General features: G+C 57.1%; 24 protein-coding genes and 1 tRNA gene. 12 read left to right on the forward strand and 13 right to left on the reverse strand.

Annotated elements, in window-relative coordinates; genetic code table 11:
- Positions 1–115 precede the first annotated feature (115 nt).
- Complete coding sequence (locus NW842_RS07320; protein ID WP_011433616.1) at positions 116–964, reverse strand: ABC transporter ATP-binding protein; 849 nt, start codon at positions 962–964, stop codon at positions 116–118.
- Positions 965–1416: 452 nt separating this feature from the next.
- Here NW842_RS07320 and NW842_RS07325 point away from each other — a divergent pair, with 452 nt between their 5' ends.
- The 3 genes from NW842_RS07325 (at position 1417) to NW842_RS07335 (ending at position 3745) form a co-directional block, all read left to right on the forward strand.
- Complete coding sequence (locus tag NW842_RS07325; protein ID WP_414417776.1) at positions 1417–1695, forward strand: hypothetical protein; 279 nt, start codon at positions 1417–1419, stop codon at positions 1693–1695.
- 60 nt (positions 1696–1755) lie between these two features.
- Positions 1756–3381, forward strand: a complete 1626-nt coding sequence (locus NW842_RS07330) for a TM0106 family RecB-like putative nuclease (RefSeq protein WP_414417777.1) — start codon at positions 1756–1758, stop codon at positions 3379–3381.
- A gap of 130 nt (positions 3382–3511) precedes the next feature.
- Positions 3512–3745, forward strand: coding sequence for a hypothetical protein (locus NW842_RS07335; protein ID WP_041436636.1), 234 nt, complete (start codon positions 3512–3514; stop codon positions 3743–3745).
- 181 nt (positions 3746–3926) lie between these two features.
- Here the strand turns inward: NW842_RS07335 and NW842_RS07340 are convergent.
- The 3 genes from NW842_RS07340 to NW842_RS07350 form a co-directional block, all read right to left on the reverse strand.
- Positions 3927–4000: transfer RNA gene (locus tag NW842_RS07340), tRNA-Pro, on the reverse strand.
- Between the two features lie 98 nt (positions 4001–4098).
- Positions 4099–4512 carry an NfeD family protein gene (locus NW842_RS07345; protein WP_414329493.1) on the reverse strand — a complete coding sequence of 138 codons (414 nt, stop codon included), beginning with the start codon at positions 4510–4512 and terminating at the stop codon, positions 4099–4101.
- Positions 4513–4597: 85 nt separating this feature from the next.
- Positions 4598–4837: a hypothetical protein gene (locus NW842_RS07350; protein WP_011433611.1), complete on the reverse strand. Its 240-nt coding sequence runs from the start codon at positions 4835–4837 to the stop codon at positions 4598–4600.
- A gap of 139 nt (positions 4838–4976) precedes the next feature.
- On the opposite strand from NW842_RS07350, the gene NW842_RS07355 reads away from it, so the two are divergent.
- Entirely contained in the window at positions 4977–5171 is a 195-nt protein-coding gene (locus tag NW842_RS07355) for a hypothetical protein (protein WP_414342406.1), read from the forward strand.
- Here NW842_RS07355 and NW842_RS07360 read toward each other — a convergent pair.
- The 3 genes from NW842_RS07360 to NW842_RS07370 form a co-directional block, all read right to left on the reverse strand.
- On the reverse strand, positions 5168–6223 hold the full coding sequence (locus NW842_RS07360) for an SAM-dependent methyltransferase (protein ID WP_414417778.1): 1056 nt from the start codon (positions 6221–6223) through the stop codon (positions 5168–5170). The two genes, NW842_RS07355 and NW842_RS07360, sit on opposite strands and share 4 nt — an antisense overlap.
- Entirely contained in the window at positions 6220–6822 is a 603-nt protein-coding gene (gene leuD / locus NW842_RS07365) for a 3-isopropylmalate dehydratase small subunit (RefSeq protein WP_414417779.1), read from the reverse strand. The genes NW842_RS07360 and leuD overlap by 4 nt, the downstream gene beginning before the upstream one ends.
- A 131-nt stretch (positions 6823–6953) precedes the next feature.
- Positions 6954–7280 carry a phasin family protein gene (locus tag NW842_RS07370; RefSeq protein ID WP_011433607.1) on the reverse strand — a complete coding sequence of 109 codons (327 nt, stop codon included), beginning with the start codon at positions 7278–7280 and terminating at the stop codon, positions 6954–6956.
- Between the two features lie 42 nt (positions 7281–7322).
- Here NW842_RS07370 and NW842_RS07375 point away from each other — a divergent pair, with 42 nt between their 5' ends.
- Together NW842_RS07375 and NW842_RS07380 are read left to right on the forward strand one after the other, a co-directional pair.
- Positions 7323–7661, forward strand: coding sequence for a hypothetical protein (locus NW842_RS07375; RefSeq protein WP_414417780.1), 339 nt, complete (start codon positions 7323–7325; stop codon positions 7659–7661).
- Positions 7658–8134: an urease accessory protein UreE gene (locus NW842_RS07380; RefSeq protein ID WP_414417781.1), complete on the forward strand. Its 477-nt coding sequence runs from the start codon at positions 7658–7660 to the stop codon at positions 8132–8134. The genes NW842_RS07375 and NW842_RS07380 overlap by 4 nt, the downstream gene beginning before the upstream one ends.
- Positions 8135–8177: 43 nt before the next feature.
- Here the strand turns inward: NW842_RS07380 and NW842_RS07385 are convergent, their stop codons facing one another.
- Both NW842_RS07385 and NW842_RS07390 read right to left on the reverse strand, forming a co-directional pair.
- A complete protein-coding gene (locus NW842_RS07385; protein WP_041436634.1) occupies positions 8178–8882 on the reverse strand; it encodes a Uma2 family endonuclease in 705 nt (234 codons plus the stop codon).
- A 177-nt stretch (positions 8883–9059) separates the two neighbouring features.
- On the reverse strand, positions 9060–10988 hold the full coding sequence (locus NW842_RS07390; protein WP_414417782.1) for a S9 family peptidase: 1929 nt from the start codon (positions 10986–10988) through the stop codon (positions 9060–9062).
- Positions 10989–11368: 380 nt separating this feature from the next.
- Here NW842_RS07390 and urtA point away from each other — a divergent pair, with 380 nt between their 5' ends.
- The 5 genes from urtA (at position 11369) to urtE (ending at position 16854) form a co-directional block, all read left to right on the forward strand.
- The gene (gene urtA, locus NW842_RS07395) at positions 11369–12643 is read left to right on the forward strand and encodes an urea ABC transporter substrate-binding protein (RefSeq protein ID WP_414342396.1); all 1275 of its coding nucleotides are present in this window, start codon (positions 11369–11371) and stop codon (positions 12641–12643) included.
- 104 nt (positions 12644–12747) lie between these two features.
- The gene (urtB, locus tag NW842_RS07400) at positions 12748–13905 is read left to right on the forward strand and encodes an urea ABC transporter permease subunit UrtB (protein ID WP_414417783.1); all 1158 of its coding nucleotides are present in this window, start codon (positions 12748–12750) and stop codon (positions 13903–13905) included.
- A gap of 3 nt (positions 13906–13908) precedes the next feature.
- Complete coding sequence (urtC, locus tag NW842_RS07405; RefSeq protein ID WP_414417784.1) at positions 13909–15117, forward strand: urea ABC transporter permease subunit UrtC; 1209 nt, start codon at positions 13909–13911, stop codon at positions 15115–15117.
- A 170-nt stretch (positions 15118–15287) separates the two neighbouring features.
- On the forward strand, positions 15288–16055 hold the full coding sequence (gene urtD, locus NW842_RS07410) for an urea ABC transporter ATP-binding protein UrtD (protein ID WP_414417785.1): 768 nt from the start codon (positions 15288–15290) through the stop codon (positions 16053–16055).
- A gap of 46 nt (positions 16056–16101) precedes the next feature.
- The gene (gene urtE / locus NW842_RS07415) at positions 16102–16854 is read left to right on the forward strand and encodes an urea ABC transporter ATP-binding subunit UrtE (protein ID WP_414406555.1); all 753 of its coding nucleotides are present in this window, start codon (positions 16102–16104) and stop codon (positions 16852–16854) included.
- A gap of 51 nt (positions 16855–16905) precedes the next feature.
- Here urtE and NW842_RS07420 read toward each other — a convergent pair whose 3' ends face one another.
- Both NW842_RS07420 and NW842_RS07425 read right to left on the reverse strand, forming a co-directional pair.
- Positions 16906–18450, reverse strand: coding sequence for an ABC transporter ATP-binding protein (locus NW842_RS07420; protein ID WP_414374662.1), 1545 nt, complete (start codon positions 18448–18450; stop codon positions 16906–16908).
- A gap of 50 nt (positions 18451–18500) precedes the next feature.
- Positions 18501–19196 (reverse strand): cysteine hydrolase family protein, encoded by a 696-nt coding sequence (locus tag NW842_RS07425; protein ID WP_011430738.1) that lies wholly within the window; start codon positions 19194–19196, stop codon positions 18501–18503.
- A gap of 191 nt (positions 19197–19387) precedes the next feature.
- Here NW842_RS07425 and mnmH point away from each other — a divergent pair, with 191 nt between their 5' ends.
- On the forward strand, positions 19388–20452 hold the full coding sequence (mnmH, locus tag NW842_RS07430; RefSeq protein WP_414374664.1) for a tRNA 2-selenouridine(34) synthase MnmH: 1065 nt from the start codon (positions 19388–19390) through the stop codon (positions 20450–20452).
- On the opposite strand, the gene NW842_RS07435 is transcribed toward mnmH, so the two are convergent.
- A complete protein-coding gene (locus tag NW842_RS07435; protein ID WP_414357520.1) occupies positions 20445–21248 on the reverse strand; it encodes a M55 family metallopeptidase in 804 nt (267 codons plus the stop codon). The two genes, mnmH and NW842_RS07435, sit on opposite strands and share 8 nt — an antisense overlap.
- A 192-nt stretch (positions 21249–21440) precedes the next feature.
- Positions 21441–22475, reverse strand: coding sequence for an adenosine deaminase (locus NW842_RS07440; RefSeq protein WP_414357521.1), 1035 nt, complete (start codon positions 22473–22475; stop codon positions 21441–21443).
- Positions 22476–22545 lie beyond the last annotated feature (70 nt).

The raw sequence follows: 22545 nt of genomic DNA on the forward strand, positions 1-22545 counted from the left end.
GGTAGTAATCCGTACTGAACATATTATACATTATTTTCAGTATAGTTGAGCTTATTATTGACTAGAGTCATGCTCCCCTCTTCACGTTGGGAGAGGGGCCAGGGGTGAGGGCCCGTTAATCCAAGCGGCGGCCTGTCAAACGCACAAAAATGTCTTCTAAGTTGGCCGGGCGCACCATGAGGCCGGTTTTGTCAGGTTCAGCTTCCAACTGCCGCTGAGCTTCCGCCAAGCTGGGGAAAAAGGTGTACTCCACCTCCCGGCCAGGACAGGATCGCACCAGCAGGGCCTCTCCATACTTGGCCCGCAGTTGCTCGGTGCTGCCCAACTCGATTAACCTTCCCCCATCCATGATGCCGATGCGGTCGCACAGCTCTTCTGCCTCCTCCATGTAGTGGGTGGTAATCAGCAAGGTCATGCCCTGCCGATTGAGATCCCGCAAGATCTCCCACAACAGCCGCCGCGCCTGGGGATCCAACCCGACGGTGGGCTCGTCCAAAAACAAAATCTGGGGGCGATGCAGTAACGCCCTGGCCACCTGCAAGCGTCGTTTCATTCCCCCTGAGAGGGTTTTCACTTTGTCTTGCCGGCGATCCGCCAGCCGCACATACTCCAGCCATTCATCGATGCGCCGTTGCCGCTCTGGGTTGGGGATGTGGTGCATACGCCCGTGGAACTCCAGGTTTTCCCAAACGGTCAGCTCTGCCTCTAGGGTGATAGGCTGCAGAACTACGCCAATTTGCTGCCGCACCGCCACCGGATCCCGCACCACGTCATACCCCCCCACCCGGATGGATCCCTGGCTGGGTCGGGTAAGGCTAGTAAGCATGCGGATGGTGGTGGATTTGCCGGCGCCGTTGGGCCCCAACAGGGCAAACACTTCCCCCTGGGGGATCTGCAGGCTCAAATCTTGAACGGCAACCTGCTGCCCAAAGCGCTTCCACACCCCCTGCATTTCCACCGCCACCGTCTTGGTTTGGGGCAAGGTTGGGGCCGTCGAAAGAGCTGTCACAGTCCGCTCCGGTAAAGTGTAAAGAAATCTTTATTCTCCAGCATACGCCAGCCGTGTCAGCAAGCTGCAGGTTCTATCAGGGATCCCTGCCCTTGGCAGTAGTTTATGCTATCCCTTCAAGTCTTCCGTGGCTGTGATCTCGTTCCCTGTGGTTTTTCTCTAAGCTCTGCAAATAGCATACATTGCACCTGAAGAGTGAGTTGCGTCCGCAGGGCAGGGCATGAGCGTACAGCAGATAGGGGAAGTTGTGCTAAATGGCTAGTGCTGTATTTGTACCTATGGGTAACAATAAAGACACAAGCTTGAGCGGTCTGGCTGTCAGACTGGGGCTTTCTTCTCAGTGAAGCGACCTCCCTCAGCGCCCACCGATACCCTCTACTAACCAATCTGAATCTGATCTGAGCAAAATGCAGAGCAAAGACCGGTTCGACCAAATTGACTTCCGGCTGGATCGCCTGGTTGGGGCTGTGTTGACCCTGGCCGAGGCCGTCAGCTTCGTCAAGGATGACCTGACCCATCTGAAAGCCATTGTTCAACAACAGGTGCTGATATCCCAGGAGCAGAGCACTTGGCTGGGAGAGTTAAAGGCAATATGTCAACAGCAAGCCGATACAGCTCGTCGCCAATCTGAGACGATTGAGCGCATTATTGCCCATCTCCTGCCCACTCAGGATCCCAAGTCTTGAAGGATCAGAGGGCAACCTGGGGGCGTGCCACAATGGCAGCAGAGCTGAGGTTTTCCACCGTTGGAGTGCCAGGTTGCAGCAGCAGGACAGGGTTCTGTTGAGGCTGAGGAGCTGCTTGCTTTTTTTCGCTGCCGACGTTTGCCTTACCTGGATCGCTTTGGCCCTCAAGAGGCCAAGCTGCCGCCGGACAACCTGCTGGAGCAATGGCGGCGGGATCGCCAAACCCTGGCAGCCGCTGTGTTTGAGCGATTCCCCGGAGAACGGGTTGCGCCGGGCAATGAAGCTCTCTTGGCAGCCATGGCCGACGGGGCGGAGCGGATCTACGGCGGACGGATTGCCGCAGAGCTGTTTTGGCAACCGCAGGAAGATCTCAACTGTACTGCTGAGGCAGAGCTGTTGCAGCTTGCTTCTGAACCTGTCCCTCACTCCTCCTCTCCAAGGGATCCCATCCCTGCCCCAGAAGACTGCGAGATGGTGCCCGCTCTTGCGTTGCCGCCTGAAGCTGTTCCAGAGAGACGTTCAGTTTGGGTGAGCAGCTCCCTGGATCTGCTGATTCGGGATCCCACTCTCGTTGGCAGAAGTCGCCACGCCGCCCAATCTTCCTATCTGCCGGTTCATATTCGTATCGGCAAACGCCCCAAACCGGAATACGAATTGTTGCTGGCTTTGCAGGCAGAGTTGCTCGGATCCCTGCAGGGAAACGTTCCCAAGCGGGGCATTTTGATCCTGAAAGATGGGAAGTGGCACCCCGTCCACCTGAGCCGCCGACGAGCACAGGTGCGGCAATTGCTGCAGGAGTACCTGCACTCCCTCAACCAGCCGGAACCACCGCAGGTGTTCATGGCCCGCAGCCGCTGCCATCTTTGCCACTGGCGGGAGCATTGTCGCCAGTTGAACGCCGCCGCTCAACCCCTCAGCCTGCTGCCGGGCGTAACGGGATCCCGCTATCCCCTTTTGCAAGAGGCGGGGATCCACTCGATTGAAGCCCTGGCCAACGCTCAGTTGGATAGGTTGCAAGCCATTCCCAAGTTGGGATCCGGCGTGGCCCTGCAACTGCAGCTGCAAGCCCGTGCCACCCTCAGCCGGCAGCCTCTCTGGATTCAATCCCCCCCGGAAACCCTGCCCACCACACCCGTAGAGCTGTACTTCGATATCGAGGCGGATCCCCGCCACAACGTCGCCTATCTGCTGGGCCTGCTGGTGGTGGAGCAAGCCGAGGGGAAAAAGGTTGCGAGCTATCACAGTTGCCTGGCCGCCGAGCCGCGGGAAGAAAGGCAAGCTTGGGAGCAATTCTTGCAACTGGCACAACGCTATCCCGACGCTCCCATCTATCACTTTCACGGCTTTGAGGTGCAGACCTGCCGACGGCTGGGGGAGCAATACCGCACGGATCCCCGACAGCTGCGGCAGTTGTTGCAGCGCTTTGTGGATTTACAGGCCTGGGTGCAACGCTCGGTGGTGCTGCCGATCGAGAGCTATTCCCTGAAAAACATCGCCCGCTGGTTGGGGTTTCAGTGGCGTCTGCCGGATGCCAATGGCGCCCAGTCCATTTATTGGTATAGCCAATGGCTGGAAACTCGGGAGCGCAGATATTTGGAGCACTCGCTTATCTACAACGAGGATGACTGCCGGGCTACCCACCGCCTAAAAGACTGGCTGTCCCAAGGAGTCCTCCATGCCGAATGATGCGAATAAATTGACAAAGACGGCCTATCCCCAGCCGCAAATGCCGCAGCTTGCGCCGCCAGTCTTGTGGCCAGTTGCTGAGGTTTCGTTTAGAATCAGGCAGGACTGTTTAGTTTATCAGGGGAATCCCATGCTGTTGAAATCTCATGAATCTCCTCGCCATCAGGGCAGAAACCGTCGCGGTCGTGGGGGATCGGCACGCAAGCGCCAACTGGACAAACGGAACCGCGCCTTGATGCAACGATTACGACAACGAGAGCAAGCTCTCAACTCTCGATCTTCTCGGCAGGGGCAAGTTAACCCTGCCTTTTTTGTGCTTGCTTCTCCTTGGCCTGGCTACGAGGGATCCCGCTTGGCTGCCTGACCCACCCATTCGATGGCATCGAAGAGTTTGCTTCTCGCGCCTTCAAGACAAAGACTGCGCCTCCACCAATAGACGCCCGCTTTAGCAGTTAGCAACATCAATGGGAAGATTTTGGGGCCCTGGATAAGCGCGAAGCTATCGGCCAAGAACGCGAATGGCTCTGTTCTTGGTGCAGTCAGGATCGGGATGACAGGATTTGAACCTGCGGCCCTCTGCTCCCAAAGCAGATGCGCTACCAAGCTGCGCTACATCCCGGCTTAGCTTTTGTGATTATGCCAGATCCCCGCCTCTGATGCACACCCAAGCAGGGATCCCTCGCTCAAGGCAACAAGGGAAACAAACATTTGTCCAGGTCAGGACTTGAGCATCTTGGCCGGCATGACAATGAGGGTATTCCCCTGTCGCTCCACCACGTAGAGCTCCTGCCCGGCTTGGATTTCCAGGTTGGGAATGCTGCACTTGGCGTTCCAGGTGGAACCCAGATAAGAAACCCGCCCCCGTTCGCCTGGGGGAATGGGGGTGATTGCCCGCGCCTCGCGAGATTCCTCTACCTGAACCGATCCATGGGGCACCAGACGGCGGCTGAGGATAATCAACACCACCGATGCCCCAATCCAGCTGGCAAATTGTACCCAGATCGGCAGCCCCAAATAAGCCAAAAGCCCCGCCAAGAGCGCCGCCAGCCCCACCGAGCCGGCAACCAATTCTGGCAAAAACAATTCGGCAGAAATGAGGACTAACCCGATGACGATCCAAGGCCAAACCATAGAATCCAGGGATCCCACCAAATTCAGTATGGCTCAAAACCCCTGGATCCTTAGCGGGGATCCCTTGAGAAGACTCAGTTGGGGCCTACCCGCCCAAGCGGTAGTTCTCCAAAAACTGCAGGGGATCCATCTCTTCCTGAGGGGAGCTTTTGGGTAGGTTCTTGGATTCGGCGATCCGCATCAAGGTCTCCCAGTCGGTGCTCATGACAAAGGCCACGGCTTGGCGAGCTGCCTCTCGGTGGGGGCAGTCCTCTCCCAAGACACAGCCATCTCGACAGAGGGTGGCGCAATCGTGCGCGGTGCTCCTGGGATCCGGGCCAGCCATGATGTCTTCCTCTCGGTGGGTTTCACGTTTTCTTTAGGATACCTGAAGAGAATCTTGCGCTTGCAGGAGATTTGGGTCAGGGCGGGTAGCTTGGATGAGGAGATGAGGCGACAAGACCTGTTCAAGCAAGAGGAGCCTTATGGAGTTTTCGCAATTGCAAGCGCTGGTGGATCGAGCGCTGGAAGACAAAAAGCTCACCCGCACAGAGGTGGATCAAATCGTCAGCGCCATCCGGGCCGACGGCAAAATCTCCCCTGAGGAGATGGGCTTGCTGGAGTCCATTCGCGAAATGGTGCTCCGCCGGGAGATTCAGGTGGTGGAAACGGCAGATTAAGGGGCAGGGATCCCCAAGTAGAGGGTGACTTCGCTGCGGTTGTGAAACAGGTGGCGGGCTCTCACCAGGGGGAAGGCACTACCCAAGATCTCCAAACTTTGCCGCAGCACCCGCAGGCGGTGTTGGTGGGGTAGCTTCAGGGTCATCACAGCTCTCCCCTGTGGCTGCAGATGGGGGGCAAAAGCCACCATCAGGCGGGCGGAAGCCGGGCCATCCATGCGCATGTCGTTGAGGATGAGGTGAAACCGGCCTGGGCCACGGGCCAAGTAGGCTTGGGCGCTGAGGCGATGGTGGCGGATCCCCGAATCTTGGCTGAGGCGCTCGTCCAAGTCCGCCGGATCCACTGCCGTGACCTGCTGGCCATATAGACGCAAAATGCGCGACCATCCCCCCGGTGCTGCCCCCAGATCCAGAGCCTGTCCCCCCGGCACCAAGGGAATCTGAAACACCTGGATGGCCTCCAGCAGCTTAAACTCGGAGCGGCTGATTTGCTCTGGATCCCGCCGAAAGCGATGGATCCCACCGGCCCAGTTGGAGAGGTTCTGGGCAGCCAAGGATAGGCCCAGCCAAGCGCGAATGCCCATCGGTTGAGCCAGGATCACCACCGAGATCACCTGCTGTGGGTCTTTGACCTGCAGGGGGGATCCCACCGCTGCCATCACCTGTTCTGCCAAGGTTTCATTGACCTGGAAGGGCTTGAGAGCCGGCTCTCCAAACAGGCGCGTCTGAACCGAAAAGCTGAGGGCGGGGTCAATGGCTGCCAACATTTCCCCATCAAGGCGCAATTCAACTAAGGATCCCTCGGCCAGCCGCCGTTCTTGGTGAATGGGGCAGATGTGGCGTAAAAAAATGGGCGGGTCAGCTTGCCAAGCCTCAGCCAGGTCAGCAAATGAGCGTTGGCTGCACACCCATACCAAGCCAGGTGCTTCCTTTAGCCGCTGCACGGCAGCCTCTGGATCCGCAGCTTCTATCTCCCGGATCGCCAAATCCAGAAAATCCGGGTCGGCACTGCCCAGCCATGTATGGGTATCAGGGGGGAGAGGATTGCTCAACGGGCTCGCTGCCAACGCACGTAGGGTAAAGAAGCGGCTACTTGGTGAATCTGGGCTTGGGCGGCCAGCAGTTGTCCTGTGGCGTCCCAGGTGCCCTGCACCAGCATTTGCCAGGCTCCCTGGGGGATCTCCACAGCAGCGGTATTTGCCTCCCAGCGCACCTGTTTGTTGGGCAGATCCAGCGTCAACTGGAGCTGGGGATTTTCCGCCACCGCCTTCTGCAGGGCTTGAATCACAGCCGGGGGTGCCGTAACACAAGGGATCCCTAGAGCCAAGCAGTTGCCGAAGAAGATCTCGGCAAAGCTTTCGCCAATGAGGGCGCGGATCCCCCATTTGGCCAGCGCTTGGGGGGCATGCTCCCGGCTGGAGCCACAGCCAAAATTGGCATTGACCACAAGGATCTGGGATCCCTGGTACTGGGGTTGATCGAAGGGGTGTTGGCCGGGATCCTGGGCGCGGTCGTCGGCAAACACGTGCTGGCCCAAGCCGTCAAAAGTGACGCACTTCAAAAAGCGGGCCGGAATAATTCGGTCGGTGTCGATGTCGTTGCCCAGCAGGGGGATCCCTCGGCCTGTGACGGTCAAAACTTCGCTTGACATGGGAACTTCGATGAACTTCTGAACTCGATCTTTGGACTTGATCTGGAGATCGGCTTCGGGGGACTGGAATGCTCGGCAAAACCCTGCCCAACGGCAAAGGAAAGCCGGCAAAAGGGGAAGGCTCAGCTCGGCTACCGGCGGTAAACCTGATTTTCCAAATTGCGCACCTGCCGCTCCAGCCGATCCAGCCGCCCGCGCAGCTCGTCCATTTCCGATTGGCGGGGCACGCCCAGATCCTGCAGGACGTTGCGCACCTGCCGCTGAACATAGGATTCAAAGTTGCTCTGCTCGGCTTTCACCTGGTTGAGCAGGTTGTTGATGACATTGGATGCCTCTTCTGGGTTGAGCTGCCCCTTCTGCACCAAGTCGTCGGCAGCCTTTCTCAACTGTTCTGCCAGCAGAGTGGTTGTGCCCACGCCCATTAGCAAGAGCTGACGTAAGATACTGTTGTTGTCCAATGCTGCCCTCCAAAGGACGCTTCGCGAACGGTACGGGCCTCCATGACTACCCATTTTCCTCAGTTTGCCCTCAACTTCGCAACCGGCTCGGCCAGTTTCTCCCTTTCGCCAGAGGTGGCACAACAATGGCACAAGGCTCTGCAAATCCTCTTGGAGCGACTCAAGATCCGTTCCCGACAGCAGCCTCAGGAGCCGGTTGAGTTTCGTTACCCTACTGAAGATTTCAGCTTGGAGATGTTCTGCAACCCCAACATCTGGGCTGGCCCCCACGCAGCCAAGGTCTTGGTTACTATGAAAACGGAAGGGCTGCGCTTTTCCACTGAGGTGGAGTTCTCTCGCCTTCAAGAAGACCTCAGCCAGTATCTGGAGTCCCTAACATGAGCGAAGATGCCCATGCTGCAGGAGAGGATCCCGCGGCCATTACGGTGACGCAACTGCTGGACGAGCCGTCAGAGGGGATCCCCGGCCACTTGGAAGTGGTTGCCCTCACTTGGCACGACCGCCAGCGATCCCGGCAACGGCTGGTGAGCGACTGGGGCACCGAGATCCAGCTGATGCTGCCCCGCGGCACCCATCTTCACGATGGGGATCTGCTCTATGCGGATGCGCAGCGACACATTCGGGTCAGAGCCCAACCCGAACCGGTGCTCTTGATTCAACCTGAAAACCCCATCCAGATGGGCCAAGTGATTCATCAACTGGGCAACTGGCACCGTCCGGCCCACGTTTCCCCCCAAGGGCAGATCCTGGCGCTGGCCGATGATCCGCTGCAGGACTGGCTGGCCCACATGGGGATCCCGTTTCGGTTGGAGATGGAGGTCTTCGAGCCCAACCTGTTGGCCCACAGCCATTAACCTGAGCCTTTGCGAGCGCAAACCCGTCCCTCCGACTCATGGCCTAGGCTCCAGCCTCTGCTTCTCGGGTTGCCAACCGCGCTGCAAACTCTCGGTGTTCCTCCGACTCAATTCCCCTTTGCAGCACACCCAACACCTGCTGCATGTTGCCCGTCAGCAGCGCGTCCACGGCTAACCACAACCCCGGAAACACCCGACTGTACAAAACGCCCAACTCATTGGGCTGTTGCTGCACGTACTCTCCATTCTGGAAGACATACCAGCGAAAGGCTTGCTCTTGGGTTAGCCAGACCAGATATTCCCGCACGCCGTTGCGCCGGTAGGCCCGCAGCTTATCATGCAGGTCGTAGGAAGCTGTGCTGGCGGCAATCTCCACAATCAGCTCCGGTGCACCCTCAATGTAGTCATCCTCGCTAATGCGGGACTGTCCCCCACAAGATTCGTGCATCCGCAATATGGCATCTGGCTGCGGCTCATTGTCCAAGTCCAGGCGAACGGTTGGATTGCCCGCCGACTCAACCCCCGGCGTTGCTGCTTCATAAACTCCCAGCCAGGCCATGATGTGGCTGTGTGGTCTGCCATGTCGGCGATATCTGAGGGGAGATGCCACGTAAACAATTCCCTCAATCAGCTCGGCTTTTTTGAGCTGAGGCATGGCTTGATAGCGCCGTTCAAACTCATCGCGGGTGAGACGATCGCCGCTTTCTAAGATGGGCAGTTCACGGAAGGAAGGGCTACTGACGCTCATGACCAGCTCTCTTACCAGCAGTCGCGACAGTGTTGCGGAGCAATATCGATGACTCCATCCGGGTTGGCTGGTAAGTCCATCATAGAGGGGCTGCTCTGTCGCGACAGCGTTGTGGAGCAACAATGGGCCATAGATGGGACGGGATCCCTTTCTATTCGACCCATTGAGCAGTCATCATCAGGTGTCCAAGTTCTCGATCCGAACCGGCTCAAGAGGTTCTGCCAGCGGAAACCCCAACACCTGGGCATAAAAGTAAAGCTCTGCCTCCAAAGCCCGTTTGATGTTGGCCGCCTGGCGAAAGCCATGTTGCTCTCCCTCGAAAGGCACATAGGCCACTGGGATCCCTTTGGCCCGCAGCGCTGCCACCATCCTCTCCGCCTGATTGGGGGGCACGATGGCGTCTTCCAACCCTTGGAAGAAGATAACCGGACAATTGAGGCCCTCCAGGTGATGAATGGGGGAACGCTCCCGGTAGAGATCCCGCCGCTCTGGGTAGGGGCCAATGAGGCTGTCCAAGTAGCGAGACTCGAACTTGTGGGTCTCCTGGGCCAGGGCTTCTAGATCGCTCACCCCGTAGTAGCTGGCACCTGCTCGGAAGACGGCGTGGAAGGTCAAGGCCGCCAACGTGGTATAGCCGCCAGCGCTGCCCCCTTGAATGAGCAGCCGTTCCCCATCCACCTTGCCCTGTTCTGCCAAAAATTGGGATCCGGCGATGCAATCTTCCACATCTACCAGGCCCCACCGGCCTTTGAGAGCATCCCGATAGGCCCGTCCGTAGCCGCTGCTGCCCCGGTAGTTCACATCCAAAACGGCAATCCCCCGACTGGTCCAGTATTGGATCCCCAGGTTGAGCACGGCTGCCGTCGCCCCGGTGGGCCCGCCGTGGCTTTTCACCAGCAGGGGTGGCTTTTCGCCAGCAGGGGCAACAAAGTCTCGGTTTTTGGGGGGATAGAAGAAGGCGTAGGCCACTTCCTTGCCGCCACCGGTGGGAAAAACAATGGGCTCTGGGATCGACAGATAGTCGGGATCCACCGCCACGCTGCTGGAACGGGCCACCACCTCCACTTGGCTGGAGGGTAAGTCTAGGCAGACCAAGGCAGTGGCTTCCGTCGGGGATCCGGCCAGGAAAGCGGCTTTTTCCCCACTCACCTGCAAACCGCTGATCTGGGTGTAGGGCAAGGGGATCCCTGCCAACTGTCCTGAATGGGGATCCAGATAAGCCAGATGAGACAGCCCGTCTTGTTCATAACAGGCCAGGATGCGCCCATCGCCACAGAAGCCGTAGGTGCTCAGGCCAAACACCCACTGCGGCTCTCCAAACTCCGCTTCCATAGGGCAGAGGGGAATGGGGCCCTGGGGATCCCAGCGATAGAGGTTCCACCAGCCGCTGCAATCGGAAACAAAGTAGAGATCCCCCTCCGGTGACCACTGGGGCTGGAAGATCGACTCGGCAGGGCCACCGGCCAGCTTTTGAGGTTCTCCCAAGCTGCCGTCAGGGTTCACCTCAGACCGCCACAGCTCTGTGCCGTCCCAGGGCATTTGGGGGTGATCCCAGGTCAGCCATACCAAGGTCTGGCCGTCTGGACTGAGGCGCGGGCTGGCGTAGAAGTCGTGCCCAGAAGCCAAAATCTGCTGGGATCCACTTGCTAAGTCAATCGAGACAAGGCTGTTTTCCGGCTCTCCCTGGCGGCTGTGATCCTCCCGCACACAGAGGATGCGTCCACGCGCCCGATCCACCACCCCGTCGGCGTAGCGATAGGGGCCTGCTTCCGTCAGGGGCTGGGGATCTGAACCCGGCAGCAGGCGGTAGAGCCGTTGGTCAGCGAAGTTGCAAAAATACACTACCCCTGCCGACACCCAATAAGCTCCACCCCCATACTCATGCACCCGTGTCCGCACATTGAAAGGTGCCGGTGTCAGCTCCACCAGGATCCCGTCGGCAGAGCGCCGCATCAACACGTTGCGCCCTTTTTCTTGCGGGCGGCCCTCCGTCCAGTAGAGATCCCCCTGATCCCAAACCATCTGTCCCAAGCGCAGGGATCCCGTCACCACCAGGTCAGCGGTAATCGGGGATCGCCAAGATCCATAGCCAGCCTGTTGCACCATAAGCTGTTAACTCTCAACTAATTCTCGACCCCAGAACCCCTATTATGCCGGCAGCAAGGGATCCCTGCCTTTGCCTACAGCCTGTGGGGAAAGGGCTCGGATTCTGGGAAAAGGTATCCCGCGATACAATTCTCTCCGGGCTGAATGGGTTTGATGGAACACGTTAAGGCAACAGGGACGCACGACGCTTTCTCGACTGCAGGATTAGCCTTTCCCCTGTTGACGTTGGGAAGGCATTCGGTGAAAGCCTCAGCTGAGCGCAGTTGGGCAGGTTCAACACATGGGCGAGGTGATGAGCTAGGTGCTTCCCCCCGTTGGCCGGGCTGCTGCAACTGTACTTCTTAACACCCTTTGCACTCACTTCGTTTCGGAGATCACCGATGGCTCAATCTTTTAATCGTCGTCAAGTGCTGAAAATGGGCGCTCTGGCTGGAGCCGGGGCGGCGCTGGGGCCGCAGATCTGGGTGAAGCGGTCTGTGCCCGCCTACGCCCAGGGAGAGACCATTCGCGTTGGCATTTTGCACTCCCTCAGCGGCACCATGGCCATTTCAGAAACCAGCGTGGTGGATGCCGAAAAGCTGGCTATCAAAGAGATCAATGCCGCCGGTGGGGTTTTGGGCAAGCAGATCGAGCCGATTATCGAGGATGGGGCTTCCGATTGGCCAACCTTTGCCGAGAAAGCCACCAAATTGATCGATGTGGACAAGGTGGCAACGGTATTCGGCTGCTGGACTTCGGCCAGTCGCAAAGCCGTGTTGCCGGTGTTTGAATCCAAGCAGCACCTGCTCTGGTATCCCGTGCAGTACGAAGGACAAGAGTGCTCCAAAAACATCTTCTACACCGGCGCTGCCCCCAACCAGCAGATCGAGCCTTCGGTGGAATGGCTGCTCAAGAACAAGGGCAAAGAGTTCTTCCTGGTGGGATCCGACTACGTGTTCCCCCGCACGGCCAACACCATCATCAAGGCCCAGTTGGAAGCCCTGGGGGGCAAGGTGGTGGGTGAAGACTATCTGCCTTTGGGCAACACAGAAGTTACTCCCATCATCAGCAAGATCCGGGCCGCTCTTCCCAATGGCGGTGTGATCTACAACAGCTTGAATGGCGACAGCAACGTGGCCTTTTTCAAACAGTTGAAAGGGGCAGGGCTGGGGCCAGATCGCTATCCTTCCATGTCCGTCAGCATTGCTGAAGAAGAGGTACAGGCCATCGGCCCCGAATTCTTGGAAGGGCACTTCGCCGCCTGGAACTACTTTATGACGGTGGATACGCCTGCCAACAAGAAGTTTGTGGAAGCTTTCAAGGCAGAATACGGCCAAAACCGCGTCACCAACGACCCGATGGAAGCCGCCTACATCATGGTTTACATCTGGAAGCAGGCAGTGGAAAAAGCGGGAACAGTGGAAATCGACGCCGTGCGGCAGGCAGCCTATGGCCAGACCTTTGATGCCCCAGAAGGCTTGGTAACCATGAACACCAATCACCACCTGACCAAGTATGTGCGGATCGGCCAGGTGCGCTCTGACGGTTTGTTTGATGTCATCTTTTCTACGGATGCCGTGGAGCCGCAGCCCTGGAACCAGTTTGTGGCAGAGACCAAGGGCTTTGCCTGCGATTGGTCAGATCCGGCCAAGGGCGGTCGCTACAAAGTCAGCTAGTCCTGGCCAGGGCTGGGATCCCTTGCCGTTTGGATAGGGTCGGGGATCCCGCCTAGATGCTCGGTTAGCCTCCCTAGTTTAGTTGGAAGGAGGATCCCCTGCCAATGACCTTGCTCTTGGATAGCTTGTTTAACGGCCTTAGCATCGGCACCGTCTTGCTGATAGCCGCCTTGGGCTTGGCCATTGTTTTCGGCCTCATGGGGGTCATCAACATGGCCCATGGGGAGCTGATGATGTTGGGGGCCTACACCACTTTTGTGGTTCAAAATGCCTTTCGTCCCCTAGGGGATCCCTGGCGGGATCTGTACATCTTTCCAGCTTTGGTAGCTGCCTTTGCCGTCACGGCTCTGGTGGGACTAGCCCTGGAGCGGGGGGTGATTCGCTTTTTGTATGGCCGACCGCTGGAAACCCTTCTGGCCACTTGGGGTGTGAGCCTGATCCTGCAGCAGTTTGTGCGCAGCGTCAATTGGGTGCTGGCTTTCCGCTTGGGGGCCTTCGCGGTGCTCTTTTTCGGCGGCTGGTGGCTTTTGTCCAGGCGAACGGATTGGCCGCGCCTCAAAGGGTGGACGCTGGCGCTGCTACTGGTGCTTTCCACGGCAATTGCAGCGGTGGGGGGGCGGGTGCTGGCGCAAACCTATGCTTTAGCAGTCACTCAACCCTGGTTTGGAGCCCAGAACAAAGATGTGACCGCTCCCCGTTGGCTGGGGGGTGGGATCCCGGTGGGCAGCCTGTTTTTGCCCAATACCCGCCTGTTTATCATCGCCCTCACTGTCTTCTGCATCCTAGGGCTGTACTTCTTCTTGCAGCGCACCCGCTGGGGGCTGCGCATCCGGGCGGTTACCCAGAATCGGGCCATGAGTGCCTGTGTAGGGATCCCTACGCAAAAGGTGGATGCCCTTACCTTTGCCATCGGTTCGGGTCTGGCGGGAGTAGCCGGCGTGGCGGTCAGCCTGCTGGGATCCGTGGGGCCGAACACCGGCCAGAACTACATCGTGGATACCTTTATGGTGGTCGTCGTGGGGGGTGTTGGTAAGCTCTTAGGCAGTATTGTGGCAGCGCTTGGGATCGGGATTGCCAACTTTGTCATCGGTTCCGGGACGCTGGCTTTGATTTTTCCCAACGTGCCCATCCTGACCGATACCCTCAACTTTTTTGCCACCACGAGCATGGCCAAGGTGATGGTCTTTGCTTTGATCGTGGCCTTTTTGCAGGTGCGACCTCGGGGCCTTTTCCCCGAAAAAGGTCGTATGGTGGATGCCTAGGGAATGATCTCGCTTGGCGAAAACTCTAGGACCAGACTCTCCATCTTCTACTCCCTCACAAAGCCCATGAAACTGGTTCATTCCCCCCGTGCTGATCATGAAGTGGCTGCTCCCGCCGCGGGTGGGGATCCCAATTCTTCTCGCAAGCTTCTGTGGGAGGCCGGGATCCTCATCGTTTTGGTGCTGGCCTTGATCTTTGTGGCCCCAACTGTGCTGTCTGGCTTTCGGCTCAACTTGTTGGGGCGGTTTCTGGCCCTCAGCATTGTAGCTTTGGGGATCGACCTCATCTGGGGCTATACCGGCATGCTCAGCCTGGGGCATGGGGTGTTCTTTGCCTTGGGGGGCTACGCTCTGGGGATGCACCTGAAATTGCAATTGCCGGAAGGTCAGATACCGGAGTTTTTCAGCCTCTATGGGGTAACGGAATTGCCCTGGTTTTGGTACCCCTTTTATTCTTTTCCGTTCACGGTTGTTGCTGTTGTCTTGATCCCGGCTTTGGTGGCAGCAGCCCTGGGATATTTGGTGGTGAGAAATCGCATTCGAGGGGTTTATTTCTCCATTCTAACTCAGGCCACCACGATCATTTTCTTTAACTTCTTCAACGGCCAACAGCGCTTAATTAATGGCACCAACGGCCTGACCAACTTCCAGACTTTGTTTGGCCTGGATGTCAACTCGTCCGAGATGCGCTTCGCTGTCTATGTCACTACAGTTCTGGCGGTGGTTTTGGCTTACCTTCTCTGTCGTTGGCTGACCAGCGGCCTATTCGGTCGGATCCTGGTAGCCATTCGAGATGACGAGCCACGGGTTCGTTTTTCCGGCTACGATCCCACCGGCTTTAAAGTTCTGGTGTTTGCCGTGTCTGCTGCCCTGGCGGGTGTTGCCGGAGCTTTGTTTACCTTGCAAACTGGGATCATCTCTCCCAATGCGATGGCCGTTCCCTTTTCCATTGAGATGGTAATCTGGGTGGCGGTGGGCGGTCGGGCCAGTTTGGTGGGGGCAGTGCTGGGGGCTCTGTTGGTCAACTTTGCCAAGAGCTTGCTGAGCGAAAATTTTCCCGAAATTTGGTTGTTTTTCCAAGGGGGATTGTTCCTGCTGGTGGTGCTGGTGTTGCCGGATGGACTGGTGGGTTGGGTGCGCACCCAAGGCAGGCAGCTTTGGGTCACTGTCCAGCTTTGGCGCAGGCGTTTGGCAAATACTTCTCCAGCCTAAATCTGGCTTTCTCTTGAGGATGTCAGTTATGTGCAAGATATAAGTTTAAGGTAAGAGGATCCCATGGGTGAGCCAGCGATGCCAAGTTTCCTCTCCTATTTGATGGGTTTATTTGATGGGTTGAGAATCCGGTTTGACCTTTGGCCTTTCCGTTCTTGGATGTGATCCCTATGCTCACTGCAGCTCCCACCGCTACCCGACAAATTTTACAAACTCAGGATCTCACCGTCAGCTTTGATGGCTTCAAGGCTTTGGACAGGCTGAACTTCTCTCTGGAGGAAGGGGAGCTGCGGGTGGTCATCGGCCCCAATGGGGCAGGCAAGACTACGTTTCTCGATGTGCTGACGGGCAAGGTTAAGCCTACTCGAGGCCGGGTGCTGTTTAAAGGAAAAGATCTGGCCAAGCTCAAGGAACACGAGATCTCGATTTTGGGTGTTGGGCGCAAGTTTCAGACGCCGCGGGTCTATCAAAACTTGAGCGTGCGAGAAAACTTGGAGCTATCCCTCAACCCTGACAAAAGGGTTTTTTCCACCCTACTTGGCAAAAAGCATCTGCGACAAGAAACGGATGCTCTTTTGGAAACCATTGGCCTCAGCCGTAAGGATCGGGTTCCGGCAGGGCTGCTTTCCCACGGAGAAAAGCAATGGCTGGAGATTGGCATGGTGATCGCTCAAGATCCGGATTTGCTGCTGCTCGATGAATGCGTAGCCGGGATGACAGATAAAGAAACAGAAGCTACAGGGGAGTTGATTCAATCCTTAGCCCAAAGCCACACCATTTTGGTGATTGAACATGACATGGTATTTGTCCGACAAATTGCCCGCAAGGTTACCGTTTTACACCAAGGCTCGGTGCTGTGCGAAGGTACCTTTGAGGATGTGAAAAACGACCCGCGAGTGATTGAGGTCTATCTCGGATCCCACAAGGGGAAAAACTAAGCAAAGAGGCTATAGTTCTGTATCTAATCGACTCATGCGCAGGCCTATGAATACGGAAAACGCGACCGCAACACAAAACTTATCCCGAGATGGATCCGGGCCTCTCCTGGAGGTCTCCAACTTGAGGGTTTACTATGGTCAGAGTTTAATTGTGAAGGATCTCTCTTTTAAGATCTTTCCCGGCCAAGCGGTTTGCCTTCTGGGCCGCAATGGTATGGGCAAAACCACCACACTTAAAGCCCTGATGGGACTTCTGAAAGACTGCACAGGCAAAATTGCTTTTGAGGGCCGTCCTATCAACCATTACCCTCCCAATTGGCGAGCCCGCGCCGGTATCGGCTATGTACCCCAAGGTCGAGAGATATTTCCCCGCCTAACGGTTGAGGAAAACCTGCTGGTGGGGCTAGAAGCGGCACCGGACAGAGAACGGATCATACCTGAGTTTGTCTATGACCTATTCCCAATTCTGCGTTCTTTTCTTAAACGGCTGGGTGGGGATTTGAGCGGTGGGCAGCAGCAGCAACTGGCCATCGCCAGAGCTTTGGTGGCGGAGCCCAAACTTTTGCTCCTGGATGAGCCCACAGAAGGGATCCAGCCCTCTATCATTATCGAGATCGAAGAAGCCATCAGCCGCATTCAAAAGGAGCGGGGCGTTTCGGTGTTGCTGGTGGAGCAGTATTTTGAGTTTGCCCAAAGCCTAGCCGATTATTTTTATCTCATGGAGAATGGATCCCTTATCATGGAGGGGCCGACCAACCAGATGGATGAAGAAAAAGTTCGGGCTCACCTCTCCATTTGAGGGGAAGCCATGTCATATTCACTGCTGATTACTTACCAAATCACTTAATGCTTAATGTCCGCCCATCTTGTGGCCAACTTCTTTGAGATCCACGCTGCTGATAGGACTTTCATAGACGATCCGACCGCCCGCCATCACCAGCAAACGATCGGAGAGCTTGAGAAGCTCGTCCAGATCTTCGCTGATCAGCAAGACGGCAACTCCTCGGTTACGAGCATCCACAATCTGCGAGTGAATGTAATCTACTGCCGCAAAGTCCAGACCAAAACAAGGATTGGCGGCGATCAAAATTTGTGGATCTCCGGCGAGTTCCCGTGCCAAAATGGCTCGCTGGACATTACCCCCCGACAGGTGGCTGATGGGAGTTTGGGCTGCAGGCGTTTTCACCTTAAATTGCTCGATTAACGCGCGGGCAGAGCGCCAAATCTCTTGCCAGATCAACATCCAACCTTTGGCCATAGGATCCCGGTCATAACGACGCAGGGCCAAGTTTTCGCCAACGCTCATGTTGGGGATCGAGGCATTTCTCAGAGGTTCCTCCGGCAAACAGCAAACCCGGTGGCGCACCATTTCTGCGCGGGTGGCCCTGTACAGTTGCCCGTTGATCTTGATCTGCCCGGCTGTAGCCATCCGCTGCCCGGCCAAGACTTCCATCAACTCCCGCTGGCCGTTGCCGGAAACGCCGGCAATTCCCACAATCTCACCTCCATGAACAGTCAGGGTCGCCCCCCGCACAGCGGGCAAGCCATTGTCCTTGTCAGCCTGGATCCCTTCAATTTCCAGCAGAGGGGATCCCCCTTTGACCAAGGCTTTCTCCAACTGGATCTGCACCTGTTGCCGGCCCAGCATCATTTCGGCCATTTCTGCTGTGGATAAATCTTTCACTTGTCCATGGCCGGCCAGCTTCCCACGTCGCAACACCGTCACCTCATCGGCAAAGGCATTCACCTCGCGAAACTTGTGGGTAATGAGCAATACACTCAGGTCGCCAGCTTCCACCGAACGACGCACAAGGCCCAAGACTTCGTCGGCTTCCTCTGGCGTGAGCACAGAAGTAGGCTCGTCCAAGATCAGGATCTTGGTGTTCAAATAAAGCTGCTTGAGGATCTCGACCTTCTGCTTTTCTCCTGCCGATAGTTCGGAAACAAAAGCCCGCAAGTTGACTTGGAAAGGGGCTGTTTCCATAAAATCTGCCAGCTTTTTTTCCTCTTCTTTCCAGTCAATCACCAAAGGCAAATCTGGGCGGGCCAAGACCAAGTTTTCCGCCACAGTCATGGCGGGTACAGAGGTGAAATGTTGGTACACCATGCCAATGCCGTAGTGATAGGCATCCCGTGGGCTGTGGATGGCACGAGCTCGCTTGTCAATACAAACATCGCCAGAGTCAGCATGATAAAAGCCCATCACGCACTTAACGAGGGTGCTTTTCCCGGCTCCGTTTTCCCCAAGTAAGGCATGAAGGGATCCCGGCTTGAGTTTCATCGAGACGTGGTCTAGGGCCAACAGGGATCCAAATCGCTTGGTGAGGTTGACGACCTCCAGTTCCGGGGGGGCTTTCCGTGCTGTTGAGATTTCAGTTTGGGCAGTGGTAGTCATGGTTGGTCAAGATCTCCTGGTTTGGGTGTCTCACGTAAAGAAATCGAGGTCTAGTCGGTTTTGAGTTCCTGAAGTACTGCTATCAAGGCACCTGAATCGGCAACTGCCCCGAAAACCCCGCCTTGCATCTGGATCATCTTCAGAGCGGCGAGATAATTTCCGTAGTCTGTGGCACCTGTGCAATCGGACAGCAACAAACATTCATAGCCCCGGTCGTTGGCTTCTCGCATGGTGGTGTGGACGCATACATCGGTGGTGATGCCCGTCAAGATCAGGTTTTGGATGCCTTTGCGCCTCAGGATTAAGTCCAGATCGGTGGCATAGAAAGCGCCTTTGCCCGGCTTGTCGATGATCACCTCCCCCGGCAGAGGAGCCAGTTCCGGGATAATTTCCCAGCCGGGTTCCCCTCGCACCAGGATGCGCCCACAGGGACCGGGATCCCCAATGCCTGCCCCAATGCGTTGACTGCGCCAGCGCTTGTTTTCCGGCAAATCCGATAGATCGGGGCGATGGCCTTCGCGGGTATGCACGATGAAAAAACCCAGGGCTCGCATTGCCGCCAAAACCCGTCGGATCGGCTCTATGGGGGCACGGGTGAGGGAAATGTCGTAGCCCATTTTGTCTACATAGCCACCTACCCCGCAGAAATCGGTCTGCATATCGATGACGATCAGGGCGGTGTTCTCAGGCCGTAAGTCACCGTTGTAGGGATAGGGGTAAGGTTCTGCCGCAATATAGGATCCCATAGCACCTCTGGCAAATCAATTCAATAAAGAGCAAAGAAAGAGCAAAAGCCCAATCAAGAGGGATATCCAACCCAAGCCTTCGGGTCACCCTGCGCTTGACCTCGGCTCTCCCAAGTTAAAGCTGGGGCGGTGAGCCTTGGCCAGAACCCTGCCAAGATAGAACACAGCTTGCCATTTCTATCCACAGGTTTGTGTCTCCTCCGATTCACTTCACTGCAGAGCCCTGGCTGCACACCTACAGCGAAATTATCGATGTGCGCTCTCCGGCAGAGTTCGCAGAGGATCATTGGCCGGGAGCCATCAACTTGCCTGTACTCTACGATACAGAACGGGCGGAGGTGGGCACGCTCTACAAGCAGGTGGATCCCTTTACAGCCCGCAAACGAGGGGCAAGCTTGGTGGCCCAGAACATCAGTCGCCACTTGCAAACCCATTTTGCCGATAAAGATCGCGATTACCGGCCCCTAATCTACTGCTGGCGGGGAGGGCAGCGCTCTGCCAGCTTGGCATTGGTGTTGTCCCAGGTGGGCTGGCAGGTTACGGTTTTGCAAGGTGGCTACAAAACCTACCGGGCCTGGGTGCGCCGGCAACTGCAGATCTTGCCCCAGGAATTTACCTACCGAGTGCTCTGCGGACCAACAGGGAGCGGCAAAACCCAGTTGCTTGACTATCTGCGCCAACAGGGATCCCAAGTTCTCGATCTGGAAAAGCTGGCCTGTCACCGGGGATCCCTCCTGGGGGCCGAGTGGGGGGTGCCACAGCCCAGTCAGAAGAGCTTTGAAAGTCAACTGGTGCAGGTTTTTCTCCAGTGGGATCCCGCCAAGCCAGTCTGGGTAGAAGCTGAGAGTGCCAAAGTGGGCCAGCTCCATCTGCCGCCTGCCCTTTGGCAAGCCCTTACCCAAGCCGACTGTGTCGAAGTGCAGTTGCCTCTAGAGGAGCGGGTGAAGGGGTTAATCGCCCACTATCCCCACTGGATTGCTCACCCCCAAGCGCTAAAGGGGAAATTGCTGCCTCTGAAGTCCCGTCTTGGCCAGGCCCGCCTGCAGCGTTGGTTTGAGCTGATCGACGCCCAAGACTGGCCGCAGTTTGTGCAGGAGTTGCTGGAGCAGCACTACGACCCCACCTATCGACACGGGCTGCAGCAAAACTTCAATCGCCTTCGGGCCCGGATTGAGCTGTCTGACCTTTCCGAGACCAGCCTCAGGGAAGCTGCTGCTCGCCTCATCCAGATGCCGCTTGGATCCCTGGCTAGGTGAGCACGATAAACTCCAAAGCCCGCAACACCTCAAACCACTCGGAAACTTCCAGCCGAACCGTGGAATCGGCAATCCACCGGCAGCCAGGATAAAAAGACTTGCGGTAGGCCCGAGCGGGATCCTTGTAGTCCACTTCCAATTGAAAGTGATCCGGCAGTGGGCGAGGACGGTAGGCCGACAGCCGCCTCAGGGATCCCTCTACACCTTGGCGGATGGCCCGCAAAACTTGCTGCGGATGTGGCGCAATGACCGACTGGCCCATTCCTTTGTGGGTGACCACCGTCTCGATGTGGGCGTCATAAGCTTTCGCTGCGGCACACACCTCCGCATCTCCGGCTACAAACACAACTGGGACTCCCTCATAGGCAGCCGTGAGGCTGACCAGGTGAAACTCGGCGATGGCCTGGCCGTTCAGCCGGATTTGGCTAACTTCGGTGGTGTAGGTGTGGGCGAGGGGGTTGGCAGCAGATCCGGCGCGGGCATGATAGCCGATTAGGAGCAGGGCATCGTAACTGCGATCCAACTCTTGCACCATACAGTAGGGGTGGCCGCTCCAGCCGCGGATGAGTTGCACCGGCTCCGGCAACCGTTCGGGGATGAGGTTTCGCCCTGAGTCATGGGCATCTTTGACCGTGATCTGCGTGGCTCCGGCAGCCAGGGATCCCTCACAAGCCGCGATCACTGCTCGGGTCATCTGCTCTCGGAATGCCTCGTAACCCGGCTGGCCGATGGTGGCCTCATCCCAATGGCTGATGCCGGCAATCCCTTCAATATCGGCACTGATATAGACCTTCATGCTTGGCTCAGTAGACTCAGCATTGGATTCTGTTGGGCTTCATCCACCCTCGGATGCCCCTCAGCATCGCTCTGGGCAAGGGATCCAAGCGGTTATTTCCCTTGCGAAAGCTGCCCCTGTCTCTGTTACGGATCCCTTCCCTATTCTCAAGAAGCTCGGATGAAGAATAAAGACTCCGTCCCGCTGAGGGGATCAGAGAGCCACCAAAGAAGCAGATACCCCCTGCTGTAACTCCGACAACAATGAGGCCGGACGCCCCTTGTAGGGCCAGGCAAAAGCGTGACGAAAGGCTGCTTCCTGGCAGTGTTTGAGCTGCTCGAAATCGATGATGTCGTGGGTTAGCAGGTTTTCGTACTCAAACGGCAGCCGCACATTGTGCAAGCCGGCGTTGTCGGTGCAGATGGCGATATCCACCCCCGCCTCAAAGCAGCGGTCAAAGACAATCTTGAGGGGCTCCAAACTGGGCAGGGTTCCCGTTTTTAGATAGGTGGTGGGACAAACTTCTAGGCATTGGCCTCGCCGCGCCAGCTCCGGCAGCAATTCTGGATAGTGGAGAGGGATCTGAATGCCGTGGCCGATCCGCGAGACATAGGGCAGTAACTGCGGGTAGCAGCCATCCAAAGTTTCGTACAGGTGGGCAGTGGTTTTCAGGCCCCGGGCCAGCGCATACTTGAACAGCTCAATCCACTCGTCCATCCGTTCACCGTAGGGCTTGTCTCCTCCGGCCAGGTCGATGGCACACACATACTCCGACTCGGCGGCAGCTTCCACCATGGCTCGGTTGATGTGGCTGGGCAAGCGCGAGTGCAAACAGACGATCTGGGTGGTGACGATGGGATACTCTCGCTGTTGACTGGCTTGTCCTACCGTCTCGATTACCTGGCGCATCTGCTTGAGGCGCTCCGCCTCATCCAGGCTGGGATCCGTGCGCAGGTAGGGGGTGTAGCGAATCTCTAGGTAGGCCAGATCCTCAAAGATGTAGGCTCCCCGCAGCAGGCGGTAGATAAAATAGGGCAGGGTTTCCAGGGTCTGCACCTGTTCCACCAGCGTGTGCAGCTCCAGGTAATCCTCGAGGGTGTTGCGCGGGCGGGTGTAGAACTCCTCAAACTCGGCATAGGTGGGAAAGCGCTCTGCCAAAGGGGATCCCTGGCGGTGAAAATAGCGCCACAGAATTCGGGGGACAACCGAACCGCCCAAATGACGGTGCAACTCCGCGTGAAGTGCCATAAACGCTCTACAGTGGCCCGCCAGGGGGCAGACTTGGTTTGTTTAAGTACTATTTCTACTCTTATCCTAC

This window comes from Synechococcus sp. R55.4 (assembly GCF_047461935.1).
Lineage (GTDB): Bacteria > Cyanobacteriota > Cyanobacteriia > Thermostichales > Thermostichaceae > Thermostichus.

What these genes read in the sequence shown, in the direction of transcription:
- NW842_RS07385 (WP_041436634.1), bottom strand. Translation starts at nt 8,882, where the DNA reads ATGAGCGTCAGTAGCCCTTCCTTCCGTGAACTGCCCATCTTAGAAAGC.
- NW842_RS07380 (WP_414417781.1), top strand. Translation starts at nt 7,658, where the DNA reads ATGAGCGAAGATGCCCATGCTGCAGGAGAGGATCCCGCGGCCATTACG.
- urtC (WP_414417784.1), top strand. Translation starts at nt 13,909, where the DNA reads ATGATCTCGCTTGGCGAAAACTCTAGGACCAGACTCTCCATCTTCTAC.
- NW842_RS07435 (WP_414357520.1), bottom strand. Translation starts at nt 21,248, where the DNA reads ATGAAGGTCTATATCAGTGCCGATATTGAAGGGATTGCCGGCATCAGC.
- NW842_RS07440 (WP_414357521.1), bottom strand. Translation starts at nt 22,475, where the DNA reads ATGGCACTTCACGCGGAGTTGCACCGTCATTTGGGCGGTTCGGTTGTC.
- urtD (WP_414417785.1), top strand. Translation starts at nt 15,288, where the DNA reads ATGCTCACTGCAGCTCCCACCGCTACCCGACAAATTTTACAAACTCAG.
- urtB (WP_414417783.1), top strand. Translation starts at nt 12,748, where the DNA reads ATGACCTTGCTCTTGGATAGCTTGTTTAACGGCCTTAGCATCGGCACC.
- urtE (WP_414406555.1), top strand. Translation starts at nt 16,102, where the DNA reads ATGAATACGGAAAACGCGACCGCAACACAAAACTTATCCCGAGATGGA.
- urtA (WP_414342396.1), top strand. Translation starts at nt 11,369, where the DNA reads ATGGCTCAATCTTTTAATCGTCGTCAAGTGCTGAAAATGGGCGCTCTG.
- NW842_RS07350 (WP_011433611.1), bottom strand. Translation starts at nt 4,837, where the DNA reads ATGGCTGGCCCGGATCCCAGGAGCACCGCGCACGATTGCGCCACCCTC.
- NW842_RS07425 (WP_011430738.1), bottom strand. Translation starts at nt 19,196, where the DNA reads ATGGGATCCTATATTGCGGCAGAACCTTACCCCTATCCCTACAACGGT.
- NW842_RS07355 (WP_414342406.1), top strand. Translation starts at nt 4,977, where the DNA reads ATGGAGTTTTCGCAATTGCAAGCGCTGGTGGATCGAGCGCTGGAAGAC.
- NW842_RS07325 (WP_414417776.1), top strand. Translation starts at nt 1,417, where the DNA reads ATGCAGAGCAAAGACCGGTTCGACCAAATTGACTTCCGGCTGGATCGC.
- leuD (WP_414417779.1), bottom strand. Translation starts at nt 6,822, where the DNA reads ATGTCAAGCGAAGTTTTGACCGTCACAGGCCGAGGGATCCCCCTGCTG.
- NW842_RS07390 (WP_414417782.1), bottom strand. Translation starts at nt 10,988, where the DNA reads ATGGTGCAACAGGCTGGCTATGGATCTTGGCGATCCCCGATTACCGCT.
- NW842_RS07335 (WP_041436636.1), top strand. Translation starts at nt 3,512, where the DNA reads ATGCTGTTGAAATCTCATGAATCTCCTCGCCATCAGGGCAGAAACCGT.
- NW842_RS07420 (WP_414374662.1), bottom strand. Translation starts at nt 18,450, where the DNA reads ATGACTACCACTGCCCAAACTGAAATCTCAACAGCACGGAAAGCCCCC.
- NW842_RS07345 (WP_414329493.1), bottom strand. Translation starts at nt 4,512, where the DNA reads ATGGTTTGGCCTTGGATCGTCATCGGGTTAGTCCTCATTTCTGCCGAA.
- NW842_RS07375 (WP_414417780.1), top strand. Translation starts at nt 7,323, where the DNA reads ATGACTACCCATTTTCCTCAGTTTGCCCTCAACTTCGCAACCGGCTCG.